An 18,701-nucleotide genomic window follows, 5' to 3' on the forward strand; every position below is an offset into this window, starting at 1 on the left:
TATTAATAGCCGTAGTGTTGGAGCGAAGCGGAAACCTACGGAAACAAGAACAAAGGTATTTGAGTCTGACAGACTCCCCCTTTCGGTTATAAGATTGTTGGGCAGTCTTTCAGACTGGATACTCTCTTTCGCACACTACCGTAGGCTTAAAGAGCCACGGCTATGAAAAAGGGTAGTCCTCCGGACTATCAGCAATGGCAATATCATACGATTTGTCGGATGAACCTATTTTATTCTCCGCGCATTCTAAATTCCCAATCCGTCTGAGAACGACACGTCGAGTGCCTTACTCTGCAATAGTTTGGAGTGGGGAGGCACACTATTGGTCACCCAAATGTTACCACCGATGATGGTATCGTGGCCAATCGTGATGTGCCCTAATAAGGTGGAATTAGAGTAAATGGTCACGTTGTCTTCCAAAATGGGATGGCGTGGTGTGTCTACATGCTGCGAAAAGCCTTTGCCATCGAGTTTAAAATTCTTAGAACCAAGCGTTACACCTTGATACAACATGACGTGGTTGCCGATGATACAAGTTGCTCCGATGACCACACCTGTACCGTGGTCGATGGAGAAATACTCTCCAATCTGGGCTCCGGGATGGATGTCGATGCCGGTAGCTGCATGGGCTTGCTCGGCCATGATGCGCGGAATGACGGGTACGCCCATTCGTAATAGGTCGTGAGCCACGCGATAATGCACCATGGCTTCGATGACTGGGTAACAGAAAATGACTTCGCTATAGGTGTTGACAGCCGGGTCGTTGGCATAGATAGCTTTGACATCGGTGTAGAGCATGTGCTTGATTTGGGGCAGATGGTCGATGAAGTGGTAGGCTAACTGCTTGGAACGCATGGACAGGCAGTTGTCGTCGCAACAGTCATCGTACTGTAGTGCGAGAGCTATCTGTTTACGCAGCAGCTTTACCAATTGTTCCATGTTGACACCAATGTGGTATGAGCGGAGATTGTCATCGCTCTGTCGCTTGTCGAAGAAGCCGGGGAAGACAATCTTCTTGACCAATGTTATTATCTCGCGAACGGCATCTACCGACGGCAACAGTACTTCTTTGGCAGGTAACATCTGCTGTTCGTCGTCGGAAACTTGTGTCAACAACTTCACATTCTTTTGGAAAACCTCGTCTAGTGTCATCTTTTATAACTCTTTATTTTACGTTGCAAGTCTATGTATAGATAGAAGTAAACAGGAGATACCGGGAGTAAACGGAATATAACGGACATTTGTCTGATAACTCCTCCTAACTCCTTTAACTCCCGATAACTCCGGAGTAGAGCATCCATGCGAAACTCCTATCTCTTTATTTTACTTTGCAAAGTAACAACTAAAAATTAAAAAAACAGACTTGATGGACTAAAAACTACCGTTGTTCGGCTTGTATGGCTTCGCCAGCTACTGCTTTCTCCATCATTTTACCGTAGTCTATTTTCGTTTGAATGAGCTCCGGGCGGTTGTAGGTGTACATGAACGATGCGTAATAGTGTGGATCGCGCTGCGGTAGAACGAATGGCTTGGTTGCCCGACCGGTCTTCGAGTCGAAGTGAGCGAAGTAGGGACGCGTCCACAAACCGTCGCCGCGCTTGCTACTGAAGGTGAACCATCGGCCACTAGACGACCAACAATGCCAACTATCTACGTTGTTGCTGTTGACCTCGGAGAGTGCACGTACTGCTCCGGTAGTCATATCGAGTAACCAAAGGTCGCTCTCCGGATGCCAAATGGAGAAGTTGCCATAGGCCGAGAGGGTGAACATGAGATAGCGACCGTCGGGTGATACCACGGGGAACGAGACCGACCTGCCGTGCTCGGAAGCTGGGAAAATAATTTTCAAGGAGTCTAAATGACCTGTCTGCTCGTTGAATCGGACGCTGCAAAGGTCGTAGCGAATGCTGTCGAGACGGTGGTGTTGATCCATGGCTTTGGCTCTGCAAAAGTACAAGGTCTTGCCATCGGGAGCCCAGAATGGGAATGTTTCGTAGTAGGTATCGTTGTAAACGATGGAGTCAGTGAATGTCTGATGCTTCTCAACATCGTATACCATGAGGTCGGCAGCAAGGTCTGAAACTTCTATAGGCTTTGTTCCTGCCGAGTGGAAGAACTGTTGTATCTCGTTGGAAGAGAATGCTATGTATCGGCCATGAGGATGCCAAGCAGGGTAGGTGGCACCGCGTTTGAAGCCTTCGGGCTTCGGTTCTATTTTCTCGATATGGCCGTTGTGGTAGATAATTGTGCCTCCCTGTTTGCCTCGGATATGTACCATCATATTGTCGGATGAATGCTGACTGAAGGAATGACAGTTGATACATTGGTGGTCGAAGTTTGAGTTTTCCATGACGGCAGACTGCTCGAAGCTAGTCAAGTCGCGTTGATAGATACCCATTTCGTTCCAAAGTTCGTAGCCGGGGTAGAGCAGTCGGTAGACCAAATAACTGTCGATGGAATCGGTAGATACCGTGTTGATGAGGTCGCGGTAGCGAGTCCATTTGCCTTGTTGTTCTATGCTGATGCGGAAATAGACTTGTTTGCCGGCTGCTTGTACCAAAAGTTCCTTCCAATCGTCTAATGGAATGTCGACTGTAGGTTTGTCGTCTTGCACCAAGATGGCAGCCTCTTGCCCCACAATGCCAATCTCCGTTTGGTAAGCATCGCCTTTCTTTTGAATCTCAAAGTTCATGGGAGCGATGTTTACCGGCATGGTTATGTCGGTATAATCGGGATAGATGGCCGGCTTTTCGTTTGATACGGCATCGGGTTGATGATAAGATGTGCAGGCCGAAAAGAATAGCAGGGCCAGCGATATGATGGATGTGAGATGTTTCATGATTATAATTGTTTGACTCCTTTCAACTCTGTAGTCTGCCCTTTGTCTTGGATGACGGAGCTGCCATAAGGACTGATGAATTGCAAATAGAACCAATAGGTATGACTGAACTCGCTTTGTAGCGATGCCATGTCGCGTTGCTGAACGAGTTGGTAGAACCGTCCGAAGCGCTGTTGAGTCTCCATGGATACGTCGTAGCCCACCTTTGCGAAGGTTGCATCGTCGACTCCGGTCTTGTAAACCATCAAGGCTTCTTCGAAGATAGGTGGCATGGCGGGATAAGAGAAGTTCTTCATCAACTTCAAATCTTCGGCAAAACGTACCACATGATTGCTTAATAGCAGCTGACACATGAGATATTCGAAGGCCATACGGTTCTTGGGATCATGTTGGAGCAGATATTCCAGTTCCGGACCTATGTTTAATACATTGGAGAAGCGAGCTGGATGGTCGGTTACATGCTTCAAAGCATTGTGCAAACCGGGCACGACGCCACCGTCACGGAGTGCTTCTAATTGCCGTGCTTCGTCCTGATAGAAGAGTGATTGAGCCAATTTGTTGATAAACATTTGGGCAACTCGTGGTCGGCCTATGGCGATATTATAGCGTGCAAGATTGCGAAGATGGGGGGCAGTTTCACCCCATACCACCATCGACTCGAACTCCCAGCGTTGTGCTTCGTTCAAATATCCGAGTTGTTCGTATAGATAATGGCCGTATTCGCTTTCTCTACCGTTGCCGCTCCAAGGCAAATATAGCTCTTTGACTCCGCCAATCGGGGGATAGTCGAAGAGATGTTGGGGTAGCAAACCTAGATGATAAAGAGCCATATTGCGGAAGTACGAGAAGAATTGATTGTTCTTTCCTTGTTGTAGATAGCGGTTGCTGTAGTCCAAGACCTTCTCCCATTCACCTTTCTGGGCGTAGTGTTCGGTCTTGAGCATGATTCCTTCTTTGGGATTATATTGGCGTACAAAGGTGGTATATGCTATGATTGAAAAGCCCATCAAGCAGCCGACTGGTAACAACAACCATATTCTTTTGCTGGGAAGCGGGGCGCGATAGATGGGGAAAATGGGGCGAATCCACTGCGTTATCTGTAAGATGGGACAGATAGCACACAATATTAGGAAGGTCAAAATGATGAGATCGAGATTGTGTGAGGTGGTTTCGGAATAGATAAGGAGCAGTATCGAGGGGATAACCGATAGCTGTAAAAGAGTTAACCGTGGTGCGATGAGTGTGAGAATACGCTCGGTGAGGGCATAAATAGCGGTTAAGATCGTTGCCATAACCAGTGTGCCCAGCCACGGATAATAAAAGAATTGGATGACAAAGTCTGTCAGATAAGAGATAAAACCATGGCTTGCAAGGGCATGGTTGAAGTAGTTGGCCGTGTAAAGGAATAGATGATGTTGCTCATGGTAGCACAGTACGTCGGCCAACGTATGTTGATAAACATAATAAAAGATGATGAACAATATCAGCATCACTACATAATGAAGACGTTTCATAAGCAACATGATTTGATGAGAAAGTGACGGTAGGAGCCTTTTGGAGACTTCCTGCCGTCACTTATATAGATATTATACGTTAGAATCGTTATTTAGAATAGCCCGCATTCTGTGTCAAGTTCGGGTTCAAATCGATTTCCTTCTGTGGTATAGGATACAAGATGTTGTGGTCTTCGTAGTGTCCTTTTCTCACTTCTACGCGTTTTGCGTCCTTGTCTTGAGAGTAAAGTATGCAGATCTTACCACCATCTTTAGCATCAGCGTCCTTAGAATCGACAAGCTTATAAGTCAATCCATAGAACGGAGCATTCAATACTTGCTTGGCAATACCCCAACGACGGATGTCCCATTGACGGTGTCCACCCTCCAAAGCAAACTCTACACGCCACTCATTCCAAATGCGCTTGCGAAGCTCATCTTGTGTTCCACAGTAGGTAGGCTTGCTAGAATCGGTCTTCTGGAGAGCCGGCATTCCAACGCGAGCACGTACTTTGTTGACTGCATCGAAGGCTGACTGGTCGAGCGGTTGCAGCTCGTTCTGAGCCTCGGCATAGGTCAATAGCACCTCAGCATAGCGCAAAATCTTGTAGTCCATGTCCATATGCCAACCGTCGGTCTTAGGATCTACGGTCGGATCAAGCCACTTCTGCTGGTTATAACCGGTCGCGGTTGCGTCGCCATGTGTACCGATGCCGGTAGGAGCGCAAGACTTTAAAGGAGCAACTTTCACCGTAGCACCGTACATGGATTCGCCATCATGCAATACAACAGTCTCTAAACGAGGGTCACGATTCTCGAAAGGTTTGGTCGGATCGTAAGTGCTTGACTTCGCAATCGGAGCTCCGTCTTTGTCTTCGAAAGCGTCAACCAAGCTCTGTGTGGGGTTCAAACCACCCCAACCGATCGTTGGGAATGCTTCCCAACCAATGAGATACCAGTCGTTTTTGTATGCAATGAATTGCTTTTTAATGACAGTTTCTTTACAACCATTATCAGTTGCGGTCCAGAACAATTCCTTATATTTACCGGTATTGCCCTGATCGTAGAGTTCGTATACGCCCAAATCCATCACGGCCTTGGCTGCATCGCGAGCTACTTTCCAGTCGTTTTGGCTCAAAGCTGCACGAGCTTTCATGGCCAAAGCACCACCCTTGGTGATACGAGCATCGTCAGCTCCGTCCCATGTTTTGGGAAGATTGGTTGCAGCATAGTCGAAATCTTCAAGGATATGCTTGTAAACTTCAGCCTTTGGTGCACGCTTTACGTCTTTTTGTTCTTCCAAAGTGAGGGGCGATTCTGTGTAAGGAACGTCACCAAACTGGCGAATCAACTGGAAATATTGATAAGCACGGAAGAATCTAGCTTGCGCCATAGCCTGTGCTTTTTCTGTATCCGACATGCTTGCTACAGTAGGAACGTACTTCAAGATGATGTTTGTCTGGCGAATAGTACCATAGTTTCCGGCCCAATCGAAGTCTTGTGGATCGTATATACCTTTTGATATGTTACCCTCAGACCATTTGATTCCGTGTACGGCATCGTCTGAATTGATAGCTGCATCGGTCAAACCGATGATAGCATCTCCGTTCCATTCAGGAGCGCAATTGTATAAATCGTTAACAGCTTTGACTGCATCGTCGTTTGATTTCCAGTAGCTGGCATCTGAAAGCTGTTCAATAGGTGATCTATCCAAGTCTGTGCACGAAGCTAAACCAAGCACAAGGAGCGCACCTGCAATATATATTTTTTTCGTCTTCATGTGTATCATGTTTTATGTTAGAATGAAACTTTCAGTCCAAAAGAAATCTTCTTCACGTTAGAATAGAATGCACCGCGGCCATCGTAAGGAGCCTCTGGGTCGATACCCTCAAGATGATCGAATGTCAAAAGGTTCTCGCCTGATACGAATACCTTGGCATTGCTTATGCCCAACTTGTTGATAAGGTTCTTTGGAAGACTGTAACCGAGCGTGATATTCTTTAATCTTACGTAAGATGCATCTTGCAGCCAGAATGATGAAACGGCGAAGTTGGTTTGATCGTTACGTGTAATACGTGGGTAAGAAGCATTGTGATGATCCGGTGTCCAACGGTCGAGATGACGCTTCAATACCTTTCCGCTGTTAAAGAAAGCATAGGCTGCCTCACCCGTGAAGTATGCATCTACGTCGAAAGCACCCTGCCATAACATCATCAAGTCGAAGTCCTTGTAGTACAGATTGAGGTTCAAACCGCCTGTCCAGCTTGGAAAGTTCTTACCGATAACCTTGCGGTCGGCAGCTGTAATCTTACCATCGTCGTTGAAATCTTTGTATCTAATGTCGCCAAGTTTCTCTCGTCCGGTACGTTTCGGACCTGCTTTCAGCTCTTCTTCCGTATTGAAGAACCCGTCAGCTACGTATCCGTAGAAAGCTCCGATGGGCTGTCCTTCGAGATACCATATCTTGTTATTGCTTGAAGGACCTTCTGTTCCGCTCATGTCGACAATCTTGTTTCGAACATAAGAGATGTTCATATTGACAGAGTAACGGAAGTCTTTGCCGATACGGTTGTTGTGGAAGAGGTTCAGATCAAAACCGGTATTCTCCACACTGCCGGCATTCTGATAAGGAGCATCCATACCGATGACACCTTGAATAGGGAGTTTCAGCAACATGTCGTTGGTCTTCTTCTTATAGAGGTCGAGCTCAAATCCGAACTTGTTGTCCAAGAATCCAGCTTCGATACCCAACTCGTAGTTGGTTACAGTAGCCCATTTCAAATTTTTGTTTACATAGCGTGACTCGTAGGTTGTGGTTGTCAAGGCGCTACCCAATACGGTTGTGCCGTAAGAGTAAGTCGGGATAGCCGGGTAAACGTCTCCTGCTTTCAACTCCTCGTTACCGGTCTTACCCCATCCGAGGCGCACTTTCAAGTTGCTAATCCAAGGTGCGCTGTTCTTGACGAACTGCTCCTCGGAGAGTCTCCAAGCTGCAGATACAGCGGGGAAGTAGCCCCAGCGGTTTTCTTTAGCAAAGATAGAAGAACCGTCTGCACGCATATTGAACTCGAACAGGTACTTGCTGTCGTAGTCGTACTGTACACGACCGAAGTATGAACGACGGCCGGTGTCGTATCCACCGTCGCTGTTCTTCTGTCCGTCGGAGTCGAGTGTGTTCAGCGATTCGTGCAGGTCGTTGCTGCCACCGCCTTGTCGGCTAGCCTTTGTATAGCGATAGTTGTAGTCTACCTGCTCGTAGCCGAGCAATGTATTCACGGTGTGATGCTTTGCAAAAGTCTTCATGTAGTTGGCCAGCAACTGTGTGGTATACCAGTTCCAGTTGTAGTAATTATGCTCGCCTTCGCGCACTCCGGACTTCTCCATCTTGCCCGGCTGGCCATATTCATAATACTTCTTGAAGTTACGATAGTCTTGGTTGTCGTGGCGGATGTTGTACAATGCCTTGAGGCTAAGCCCTGTTATGGGGGTGATTTCCACGTAAGCGGTTCCGAAGAACTGTGATTTGTAGCTCTTCATCGACCCCGTCTGGTCGCCGTTGAGGGCTACTGGGTTGTCCATTCCGGCATAGTGGTACGTACCGTCTTCGTTGTAAATGGGGAAGGTGGGCGGTATACGGTTTACGTTCTGAACCAGTGAAGCCGCACTCTTGTATGCGTCTTTCGTGATTCCGCGGTAAGCCGATGCGTTCAAACCGATAGACAGCCAGTTGTTCAGCTTAGAATTGATGTTCATACGACCGTTGTAACGGTTGTAGCTGCGGCTGTGTGTCATACCGTTCTGGTAGGTGTAGCCCAGCGAACCCATATATGTGGTGTTCTGAGTTCCACCGGAGATGGCCATATTATGTTGTGTCTCCATGGCACTACTCTTGAAGGTTTCCTTGTACCAGTCGGTGTTTGGATGCCCGATAGGGTCGCTTCCGTCGCGGAACTTCTGTATATCTTCTTTGGAGAATGGAATTGTAGCTCCCGGATTTTCGTTGAGTGTAGCCTCGTTATACAGCATGGCATAGTCGGCCGCCCCCAAGAACTTGAAGTGGTCTGTAGGCGATGTGAACGACACCATACCAGAGTAATCCACGCGAGTCTTTTGTCCGTTCTGTCCCTTTTTGGTTGTAATCACGATGACACCGTTGGCAGCTTGCACACCATAGATGGCAGCCGATGCGGCGTCTTTCAATACAGATACCGACTCGATATCCTGCGGATCGATGTTGTCCATAGACCCCGGAACACCATCGACGATCACCAATGGGCTGGCAGCATTGATGGAGTTCTTTCCTCGAATGGTGATACTTCCGTTCTGCGATCCCGGTTCTCCGGAACGTTGGATGGCCGTTACACCCGACATCGTACCTGCCAAGGCCGACGATACGCTTGTTACCGGGCGGCTGGCCAAGGCCTCTGAGTTGATAGAAGTAACCGAACCGGTCAGGTTGGCCTTCTTCTGTACGCCGTAACCCACGACAACCACTTCGTTGAGTGACTGCTGGTCTTCACGCAGCTGGATGTTGTAAGTCTTCACACCGTCCTTTACCGTGATGGCCTGTTGTGAGAATCCCACGTACGTAATCTTCAAAACGGTACCGGGGGCAGCGTTGATTGTGAACTTACCGTCGATGTCGGTAACCGTTCCGATGCCTCCACCATTCAGTTGAGTGATTGATGCTCCAACAATAGGTTCACCAGCTACATCGGTAATTGTACCTGAGATTTGGTGCTTCTGTTGCTGTACACTGGTCACAGTGGCAGCATTTGTTGTGGCAAACACGTTGATGGGAGTGAGTGTGAATAGTCCTACAGCGAGATTAACTGCAAAACATCCTTTCCCGAAATGCGAAAGATTTCGCTTTGTTTTTAATGCCATAATAAAAGATATTAGATATAGATGTTATAGAAAATTTACTTTTTAAAGTAATTTTTGTAAATAATTATGTTTTACTTGTATTTTGTTTTGGTTGTTGGTGGCAAAAGTAATACTTTTTTATATTACTTCCAAATTTATCTTAAATAATTGTATACCTATTTTAATAATAGTCTTTTTTATAAGTGTTATAAACCAAACTGGTAGTTTGTAAGTGGTCTTTGTGGTCTTGTTGGTGTCTTATTTGCTAGGTAAAACTTATGAATTTAAGAACTCACTCAGCAACTTATCAACCTAAAGACTTACAAACTTAAGTTGCTGCAACGGCTAAGCAACCTTGCTGCCGCGCTTTTTCAGCAGTGCTGAAGCGACTATGCAGTAACATTGCCAAGGCTCTGCAAGAATTTAAGTTTGTAAGTCTTTGAGGTGATAAGCTCTTCCCTTCCAAAGGAAGAGAGGTTTTTTCGAGTTGACAAGCAGACTCATGTGATGTGGTATCATAGTATTGTTTCTCAAGCAAGATAATTGGATTCCGCTTCAATTTTTATATCTTTGCAGTATCAAAGATTATAATCAGACTGGAAAACATAGAGTTAGAAGTGGGTGAGATAGGATGGAAACCATAGACCAAGCTGTTCTGGAAAATCTTCGAAAAGGTAAGATGTATGCCCTTAAAACCGTGTACGATGCGTACAACGGATGGGTGTATAACTTCGTATTCTCACTTGTCAAAGACTCGTCTACGGCTCAGGATATTACGCACGATGTGTTTCTGCATATTTGGAACAAGCGTATGAACATAGATGTCGACGGGAATTTTGAGGGCTATCTCTTCAGTGTTGCCCGGCATGCGGTGTACCATTATCTGCATCGGGAGCTGCTTCGACAGAATATTATGAATCGTCTGAAGCTAGAACGGCAAGGGCATGCGGCCTATATAGAGCGCGACATAGACCGTCATCTTGTGGAGGAACAGATATTAAAGTTAACTACTGAATTGCCCGAAGCACGCAGACAAGTCTTCATGCTCTATTGGAAATCGGACATGACTTATCGAGAGATAGCTGCACTTCTGTCTATCTCGGAGAAGACGGTGGCCACACAGGTGCGTCGGGTATTGCACTTTTTGCAATCAAAACTCAAGTGATTTTTTTCTATTTCTTGTAATCCTTTTCTTCATGTCGGTACTATATATAGATGTATTGACACCCTATACGTATGGCAAATATACACATATACAATATATTATTAGAAAAACTAGTGAGGCATGAAGCCTCACAGGAAGAACGAGACAGGCTGGAAGAATGGCTCGGTAATGATGAAAGGCAGGAGGAAACCGATGAGGCTGACCGCCGATTGTGGGCTTCTGTATCGCACGATATGGACGAGCAATGCAGTCGGGATGTGTGGGCTGCCATCCAAAACGATATGGATGAGGTTGACAAACCGCGCCGTAACATCCTCTTTACGCTAGGTAAGATAGCGGCATCAATACTGCTTCTGGTGGGCGTTGGATTGGCAACATATATATATGGTGTACGTTCGGCTACGCCCGACAGGCATGGTGAGGTGGCCGAGATGGTGGTCGACAACGGACAAAAGGCTCGGATGGTGCTGCCCGATGGTACGAAGGTGTGGCTCAATTCGGGTTCACGACTCACGTACAATGCCGATTACAATGTGGCCGAACGAATCGTGAAGCTCAATGGTGAGGCCTATTTTGAAGTGGCAAAGAATGCTGCTAAACGTTTTGTGGTATCTTGTAACGGTGTGAATGTGGAGGCCTTGGGTACTATCTTCAACGTGAAGGGCTATCATGGCGACTCTACCGTAACGGCATCGTTGGTAGAAGGTAAGGTGAAAGTTTTTGACAAGAGCGCCTCTTTGATATTGATGCCCAACCAACAAGTAAGCTACAATCATCGCACACACGCATTCCTGAAACAGCAGATAGACGATGTGCGCAACGTAGACTTCCGTCGTGGCGATAATCTATACTTCCGTTCGGTGACTTTGGCAGAACTCGCGAAGACATTGGAACGGCAATATGGTGTGAAAGTGGTGTTCAAATCGAATAGTCTTCGGAGTGTTACGTTTGCCGGAAGCATCAGTAATAACGGTCTCGACAGTGTACTCCATGTCATCGCTGCCACTTATCCTTTGAACTATGAACGGCAAGGAAATACGGTCGTGTTGAGTAAACGAAGAGATGAAGCTATATAGTCTAAACGTCTAAAACGTAGGAATACCATGAGAAGAAAGAAGAGAATAACGTCCGGATAATTGTTCGCCCCACAGGCGAATCGGCAATATATACATGAAAACTTGAATCATTTTTTAACCTTAGTGATATGAATCAAAGAATTAATAACCTAATCCGAATGAGTGCGATGGGCTTGTTGGCACTGTCAGTACAGTTAGGCCATGCCCAAATTACATTCAAAGCGCAGGATAAGACTATCCAGCAAGTGCTTCAGCAGTTAGAGCGTGAATCGGGCTACAACATCTTCTATAGTGAGCAGATGCCCGATTTAAACAAGACAGTATCGGTTTCGGCGAGTAACGACAATATTGAAACCGTACTCAACCGACTCTTGAAAGGCACGGACATCGTGTATCGTATGGAGTCGAGCAAACAAATTGTGTTGACTAGACGTGCCCATCCAAGCACACAACCTAGTAGAGGTAAGAAAATAACGGGTACGGTGGTCGATAGCAAAGGCGAACCGCTGATTGGCGTAACCGTGGCAGTCGATGGTACAACACAGGCCACGATAACCGATATAGACGGGCACTATCAATTGGAGGTGCCGGCCAATGCCACTTTGAAATATTCTTATGTAGGTTTTTCACCGGCCACCGTTCGTGTGGGAACGAAAAACACTTACAGTGTTACATTGCAGGAAGACCACAAAGTACTAGATGAAGTGGTGGTCGTAGGTTACGGTACGGCTACCAAGAAAGACCTTACCGGTGCAGTGGCAACGGTTAAAATGGACGATGCCTTGGGCAGTAGGCCGTTGACAAAAGCCTCTGATGCGCTTGTAGGAGCAGTGCCCGGACTGATGGCTTCGAGTGCCGGTAATGCTCCGGGAAAGAGCCGTTCGTTCCAAATTCGTGGTGCTTACTCCATCGGTTCCGGCTCTACCATTGCCCCATTGGTGCTGATAGACAACGTGGAAGGTTCTATCGATATGCTCAATCCCGAAGATATTGAGTCGGTGACAGTACTTAAGGATGCCGCTTCGGCAGCCATCTATGGTGCTCGTGCAGCCGGTGGTGTTATCCTCGTAACGACCAAACGTCCAAAGTCTGACACTCGTTTCCAAGTGAACTATAATAACAATGTGGCTTTCAGCAACGCCATCAACCTACCTCGGCAAGCCCCTTTGGCCGACTATTTGCAGACCTATGCCGATGCAGCCGGCGACCAATATTGGTCGTTGGGAGCCCCCAGTGTGAGTCGTTGGCAGGAACTTTTGAAGCAGTATAAGGCCAATCCGTCTTCTCTACAAACCTATGGAGACGGCATGTATAAGGACGAAAACGGTGCTATCTATTTCTTGAACGAGAAAGATTTGGTGAAGAATATGCTGGAGACAAGCTTCCAACACACGCATAATCTGTCGGTATCGGGTGGTACAAAGGCCGTGCGCTATCGCTTGTCATCGGGCTTTACTTCTCAAGATGGTGTGTTGATAACCAACAAGGATAAGTTCGTGCGTAAGAATATCAGTGCTTTTGTGTCGGCAGATGTGACCAAATGGTTCACTCAAGAGGCTAATTTCAGCTATGCACGCAGCAATAATTCTTTGCCTCAATCGGCATTAGGAGCTATTTATTCTACCCGTCTGTCGTCGTTTTATCCAGAAGGTAATATGCCCGCAGAGATAGAAGATATCAGCGCCGGAGCACCTTTCTTCACACCGGCTAACCAAATTCGTTGGTCTAATGCGTCGAATACGGAGAACAGTAATCCCCGAATATTCTTGCATTCGATACTCCGTCCGTTGAAGAACTTTGAAGTTAATGTAGAGTATACCTACGATCGTAGAGACTATGATTATTACTATTACACCGGTAAGAATAGCTATACGACCATACAAGGTGGGGTAGACACGACACCTACCAACGACTATTTGGAGAAGCAGAAGAGTACGACGAGCTATAATGCGTTGAATATTTACGGTACATACACGTTGAAGTTGACCGACCATCATTTCAAGTTCATGGCCGGATTCAATCAGGAATCGAGTAGTTATAACTATATGACATCTCACTCGTATGGTCAGGCTGTGCCCGAAGTTCCCTCACTTGGTGGTGGAACATCGACTTTGAAGATGAAAGACGGATACGATGAATACTCGGTACGAGGCGGCTTCTTCCGTGCGAACTACGACTATAAGAATCGTTATCTCTTCGAAGCTAATGGTCGATACGATGGTTCTTCCAAGTTCCCGAAGTCTTCTAGATTCAGCTTCTTCCCCTCTGTCTCTGCCGGATGGAATGTTGCTGAAGAGGAGTTTATGGCTCCTACGCGCAGTTGGCTAGACGGTTTGAAGCTCCGTGCATCATATGGTATGATTGGTAATCAGAATATTTCTACCTACGCGTTCATTCCTACCATGCCGATGAATAATAAATATAACGGATGGTTGGTGGGCGGAAACTACACCAGTGCCATCACGGATATTCCCTCATTGGTAAGTGCTAACTTCACTTGGGAGAAAGCTAAGACGCTCGATTTCGGTGTGGATGTTACGATGTTGAACAACCGTCTGACTGCTACTTTCGACTGGTATCAGCGCAATACCGACGGTATGCTTGCGCCGGGAATGCAATTGCCCGCCGTTGTTGGAGCCAAAGCTCCTTACGAAAATACCGCTGATATGCGTACACGTGGTTGGGATTTGTCGCTCAATTGGCGCGACAAGATTGGCCAATTCGGCTATCGTGTGGGCTTCAGTCTGTCTGATTACAACTCTGTCATCGTGAAGTATAACTCCAATGAGGCCAAGTTGCTGTCGAGTTATTATGAAGGTCAACAGCTCGGAGAGATTTGGGGATATGTGAACGATGGCTTCTATACTGCCGATGATTTCGTAGATACTAAGACGTTTGCATTGAAAGAGGGCGTTACTAAGATAGATGGATACAACCCACGACCGGGAGATTTCAAGTTTAAAAACCTGATGGACGACAATCAAACCACCAATGTGATAACATCGGGTGAGCAGACTTACGCCAATCCCGGCGATAGAAAGGTCATCGGAAACGACACTCCACGCTATGTATTCGGTATGAGTCTGGGTGCCAATTACAAGGGATTCGACCTCAGTGTGTTCTTGCAGGGTACGGCTAAGCGCGATGCTTGGTTGGCCAATACGCTGAATATTCCATTGTATGCCGACTATAAATTCGTACCATTATACGAAGGTTTGGCCGATTATTGGAAGCCGACAGATGCTGCCGGAGGCGATTATACACCTGTAAATGCCAATGCTAAGTTTGCAAGAATATATGGTAACTACGGCAATCAAAGCTCTAACTACCGCATACAAGATAAGTTCCTCTCCAATGCGGCTTATTTACGTATCAAGAACGTGACGCTTTCGTACACTTTCCCACGTACGCTGGTACAGCAATTGGCCCTCTCTCAGCTCAAAGCTTTTGTGAGTATAGAGAATCTAGCCACGTTTACCGGTCTTGTAAAAGGTATCGATCCGGAGACACTCTCGTGGAATTATCCAGCTTTCCGTACCATATCTTTCGGTGTGAACGTTACCTTATAGTATTTAACGATAAAAAGATTAAATCATGAAAAATATTCTATTATATACCAGTTTGTGCGCAGCATTGCTCTGTACAAGTTGCAACGACGACTTTTTAGAGAAGACGCCGAAGACCGATTTGACAGAGGAGAACGCGCTACAGTCGTACGATAACTTCAAAGCATTTATGTGGCCGTGCTACAATATGTTCACCGATAATACGATAGGAACGTCGCTTGCCGTGTGGGGAGAGAACGGTCAATACCGCAGTGACATGAATGCCGGCTACATGGAGCGTAAGTATGAGAGCGGATTCAATAGCTATGCGTTCCAGAATATAGCCTCTGTGGCTTCGGGAAATGGCTGGGATTTCAGTTCCTATATACGCCGTATCAATATCATGTTGTCACATCTTGGCGATACAAAGATGACGCAAGCAGAGAAAGACCATTGGCGTGCTGTGGGCTATTTCTTCCACTCTTTCTGGTATATGGAGTTGATAGACCGTTTCGGTGATGTGCCTTGGGTGACGAAAGTGTTATCTTCCGGCGACTCCGAAGTGATGGGTGAGCGTATGAATAGAAAGGCGGTGGCCGACTCGGTGATGAACCGTTTGAAGTGGGCGGAGCAGCATATAGGCTCCTTCAAAGGGCGTGACGGTGATAATACCATTGATCAGAATTGTGTTCGTGCGGCTATCTCGCGTTTCGGTTTACGTGAAGGAACATGGCGAAAATACCATGAACTGGGCGAGTACGAATCTTACCTGAAAGAGAGTGTTCGTGCTTCCGAACTCTTGATGAAAGATTATCCCACGCTATATACGGGTGTCGATGGACAGCCGGCGGCCGGTTATGGTGAGATGTGGACCACTGACGACCTGAAAGGAGTGCCCGGAATCATCTTCTACAAGTCGTATATGCCGGACATGAATCCTCATAATATGTGTTACATCGAGCGTACATCATCTCACTATGTGGAGATGAATGCCAACACGGTGGGACTCTATCTGATGAAGAATGGCAAACCTATAGCCAATGCGACATCCGGTTTCCATGGCAATAAGACGATGTATGCCGAGTTCCGCGACCGCGATCCGCGCTTGTATCATACTGTGATTCCACCTTATAAGGTAGCAGCCGGCAAGGGAACGGAAGGTTATCGTACTTGGCATTTCACCGGTAATGCGGCCGATAGGGAGTATATCGACATCATGGGAATCAATGCAACGTGTAGCAATCCGGGCACAGGTATGAAGCGATTGCCCGACCAAAACTGGAGTGCAAGCCTTGTTCCGCAGATTCCACGACTTGGTACCGGCTCGTTTGTAACCTGTCGTTCGGGTTATTATGTGTGGAAGAACACCGATAACTGGGAACAGAACTTCAACCAAGGAAGTCTCAATGTGGCCGATAAACCAATCTTCAAGATAGAAGAAGTGTTGCTGAACGAGGCTGAGGCGAAGTTTGAATTGGGAACATTCACCCAAGAGGTAGCCGACAAAACCATCAATCTGTTGAGGAAGAGAGCGGTTGTTACAGCTATGACCGTGGCTGATATCAATAACAGCTTCGACCCTAATCGCGGCCGTTATTATCCGAAAGGCAATGCAACAGGTGTATTGGTAGATCCCGTATTGTGGGAGATTCGCCGTGAACGTATCGTTGAATTGATGGGCGAAGGATTCGGATTCTACGATGTTCGTCGCTGGCGTATGGCTCCATGGTTCCTCAATCGTCCGACGCTAGGTGTATGGGCGACGAAGAAAGAGGCCGCTGCTGCTCACCTGACGTTGTATAATCCCACGACAGGATTGTCGGATGGAACTAACGGAAGTATGACTGAGGGTAATGTATTCCTATTCAATGACCCAGTGAAAGAGGGTAAGGGATGGCTCGAAAAGTACTATCTGTACCAGATTCCAACCACGGAAATCGTGCTCAATCCAAACTTGAAGCAGAACGAAGGATGGGGGAATTAAGGGCAAACAGTATTGTTTGTAAACGAGACAAGCATAGGGAGACGGTGTATATACACCGTCTCTTCGTGCCTACCATAAGTACTTATGTCTGTTTGTAGGGGAGAATTGCATTCGCCTGATAGATAGGTATGGGGAGGCTTTGGGACTCAATTCAATAAAAAACAGTATTTTTGCAGAAGCATGAAAATATATAAAATGATGGAAATGAATAAAATGACGCTGGCCGTCGGGACTTTGTCGCTGGCAGCTGTGGTTCCTTCTTATGCTCGGAAGGTACAGAAACCGAATATTATCTACATCATGTGCGATGATATGGGGTATGGTGATTTGGGATGTTATGGACAACCTTACATCGCCACACCGAACATAGATGGTATGGCACGCGACGGTATGCGATTCACGCAAGCGTATGCCGGGGCGCCGGTGAGCGCACCTTCGAGGGCCTGTTTTATGACCGGACAGCATGCCGGACATACCCTTGTACGTGGCAATAAGGAGTATTGGGCGGAGAGTGCAAGGGTGATGTATGGGCAAAATGAGGATTACAGTGTCGTGGGGCAGCAACCTTACGATCCCGACCATGTAATTATTCCGGAGATACTTCGAGCCAACGGTTATACCACGGGAATGTTTGGAAAATGGGCCGGAGGCTATGAAGGATCGGTTTCTACGCCCGATAAGCGCGGTGTGGACGAGTTTTTCGGCTATATCTGCCAGTTCCAAGCACATCTGTATTTCCCCAATTTCCTGAATAAGTATAGCAGGGAGGCGGGCGATACGGCTGTGTCGCGTGTGGTATTAGAGGATAATATACAGTATCCGATGTATGGTCACGACTATCGGAAACGCCCACAATACTCGGCCGACTTGATACATCAAGAGGCTATGGCGTGGCTCGATAAGCAGCAGAAAGGGCGTCCTTTCTGTGGTATATTGACTTACACACTGCCTCATGCCGAGTTGGTACAACCCGACGATTCGCTTTTAGAGCGTTATGAGAAGAAGTTTTTCACAGATAAGACATGGGGCGGAAATCGCGGTTCGCGCTATAATGCTACCGAACACACGCATGCTCAGTTTGCAGCCATGATTAGTCGACTCGACAAATATGTGGGAGAAGTGTTGGCAAAGTTGAAGGAGAAAGGACTCGAAGATAATACCATCGTTATCTTTACTTCTGATAACGGCCCTCATGAAGAGGGTGGTGCCGACCCAACATTCTTTGGTCGGGATGGCAAATTGCGCGGACTGAAACGGCAATGTTACGAGGGTGGCATTCGGATTCCGTTTATCGTGCGATGGCCGGGACATGTAAAAGCCGGGGAAGTGAGCGATGCAATGATAGCGTTCTACGACTTGATGCCTACGTTTTGCGACTTGGCCGGCGTAAAAGATTATAAGCGTCGATATGCCAATCGTGCAAAGAAGACGGATTACTTTGATGGTATCTCGTTCTTGCCTACGCTCTTGGGTGGTGAACAGAAGCTAAGACACTCCTATTTATATTGGGAGTTTTCGGAGACCAACCAAATGGCTCTGCGCATGGGAGAGTGGAAAATGGTAGTTATCAAGGGTGTTCCTCATCTTTATAACTTGTCTGCCGATATTCACGAAGACCATGATGTGGCAGCAGAGCATCCCGATATTGTGGATCAGATGAAGCGTATTATCCTCTCCGAGCACGTGGATAGTGAGGATTATCCGGTGACATTACCGAAGTAAAACAGTTCATG

General features: G+C 46.9%; 10 protein-coding genes. 5 read left to right on the forward strand and 5 right to left on the reverse strand.

Features of this window, described 5'->3' with window-relative positions; genetic code table 11:
- Positions 1-246 precede the first annotated feature (246 nt).
- The 5 genes from HMPREF0671_RS10565 to HMPREF0671_RS10585 form a co-directional block, all read right to left on the reverse strand.
- Positions 247-1,152: a serine O-acetyltransferase gene (locus HMPREF0671_RS10565; RefSeq protein ID WP_036900378.1), complete on the reverse strand. Its 906-nt coding sequence runs from the start codon at positions 1,150-1,152 to the stop codon at positions 247-249.
- Between the two features lie 226 nt (positions 1,153-1,378).
- On the reverse strand, positions 1,379-2,839 hold the full coding sequence (locus HMPREF0671_RS10570) for a PD40 domain-containing protein (RefSeq protein WP_036900381.1): 1,461 nt from the start codon (positions 2,837-2,839) through the stop codon (positions 1,379-1,381).
- Positions 2,840-2,841: 2 nt separating this feature from the next.
- On the reverse strand, positions 2,842-4,353 hold the full coding sequence (locus HMPREF0671_RS10575; RefSeq protein ID WP_036900398.1) for a DUF6057 family protein: 1,512 nt from the start codon (positions 4,351-4,353) through the stop codon (positions 2,842-2,844).
- A gap of 88 nt (positions 4,354-4,441) precedes the next feature.
- Positions 4,442-6,112 carry a RagB/SusD family nutrient uptake outer membrane protein gene (locus HMPREF0671_RS10580; RefSeq protein WP_036900400.1) on the reverse strand — a complete coding sequence of 557 codons (1,671 nt, stop codon included), beginning with the start codon at positions 6,110-6,112 and terminating at the stop codon, positions 4,442-4,444.
- Positions 6,113-6,129: 17 nt separating this feature from the next.
- On the reverse strand, positions 6,130-9,219 hold the full coding sequence (locus HMPREF0671_RS10585; protein WP_036900385.1) for a TonB-dependent receptor: 3,090 nt from the start codon (positions 9,217-9,219) through the stop codon (positions 6,130-6,132).
- 610 nt (positions 9,220-9,829) lie between these two features.
- Here HMPREF0671_RS10585 and HMPREF0671_RS10590 point away from each other — a divergent pair.
- The 5 genes from HMPREF0671_RS10590 to HMPREF0671_RS10610 all read left to right on the forward strand — a co-directional run bounded on the left by HMPREF0671_RS10590 (position 9,830) and on the right by HMPREF0671_RS10610 (position 18,690).
- Positions 9,830-10,363, forward strand: a complete 534-nt coding sequence (locus HMPREF0671_RS10590; protein ID WP_036900388.1) for an RNA polymerase sigma factor — start codon at positions 9,830-9,832, stop codon at positions 10,361-10,363.
- Between the two features lie 71 nt (positions 10,364-10,434).
- The gene (locus HMPREF0671_RS10595; protein WP_036900393.1) at positions 10,435-11,439 is read left to right on the forward strand and encodes a FecR family protein; all 1,005 of its coding nucleotides are present in this window, start codon (positions 10,435-10,437) and stop codon (positions 11,437-11,439) included.
- 128 nt (positions 11,440-11,567) lie between these two features.
- Positions 11,568-15,008 (forward strand): TonB-dependent receptor, encoded by a 3,441-nt coding sequence (locus HMPREF0671_RS10600; protein ID WP_084589767.1) that lies wholly within the window; start codon positions 11,568-11,570, stop codon positions 15,006-15,008.
- Positions 15,009-15,033: 25 nt separating this feature from the next.
- Positions 15,034-16,968 carry a RagB/SusD family nutrient uptake outer membrane protein gene (locus tag HMPREF0671_RS10605; protein ID WP_036900395.1) on the forward strand — a complete coding sequence of 645 codons (1,935 nt, stop codon included), beginning with the start codon at positions 15,034-15,036 and terminating at the stop codon, positions 16,966-16,968.
- Positions 16,969-17,172: 204 nt separating this feature from the next.
- Positions 17,173-18,690, forward strand: coding sequence for an arylsulfatase (locus HMPREF0671_RS10610; RefSeq protein WP_036900406.1), 1,518 nt, complete (start codon positions 17,173-17,175; stop codon positions 18,688-18,690).
- The last annotated feature ends 11 nt before the right edge of the window (positions 18,691-18,701 follow it).

Source organism: Prevotella sp. S7 MS 2, from assembly GCF_000762865.1.
Taxonomy (GTDB): domain Bacteria; phylum Bacteroidota; class Bacteroidia; order Bacteroidales; family Bacteroidaceae; genus Prevotella.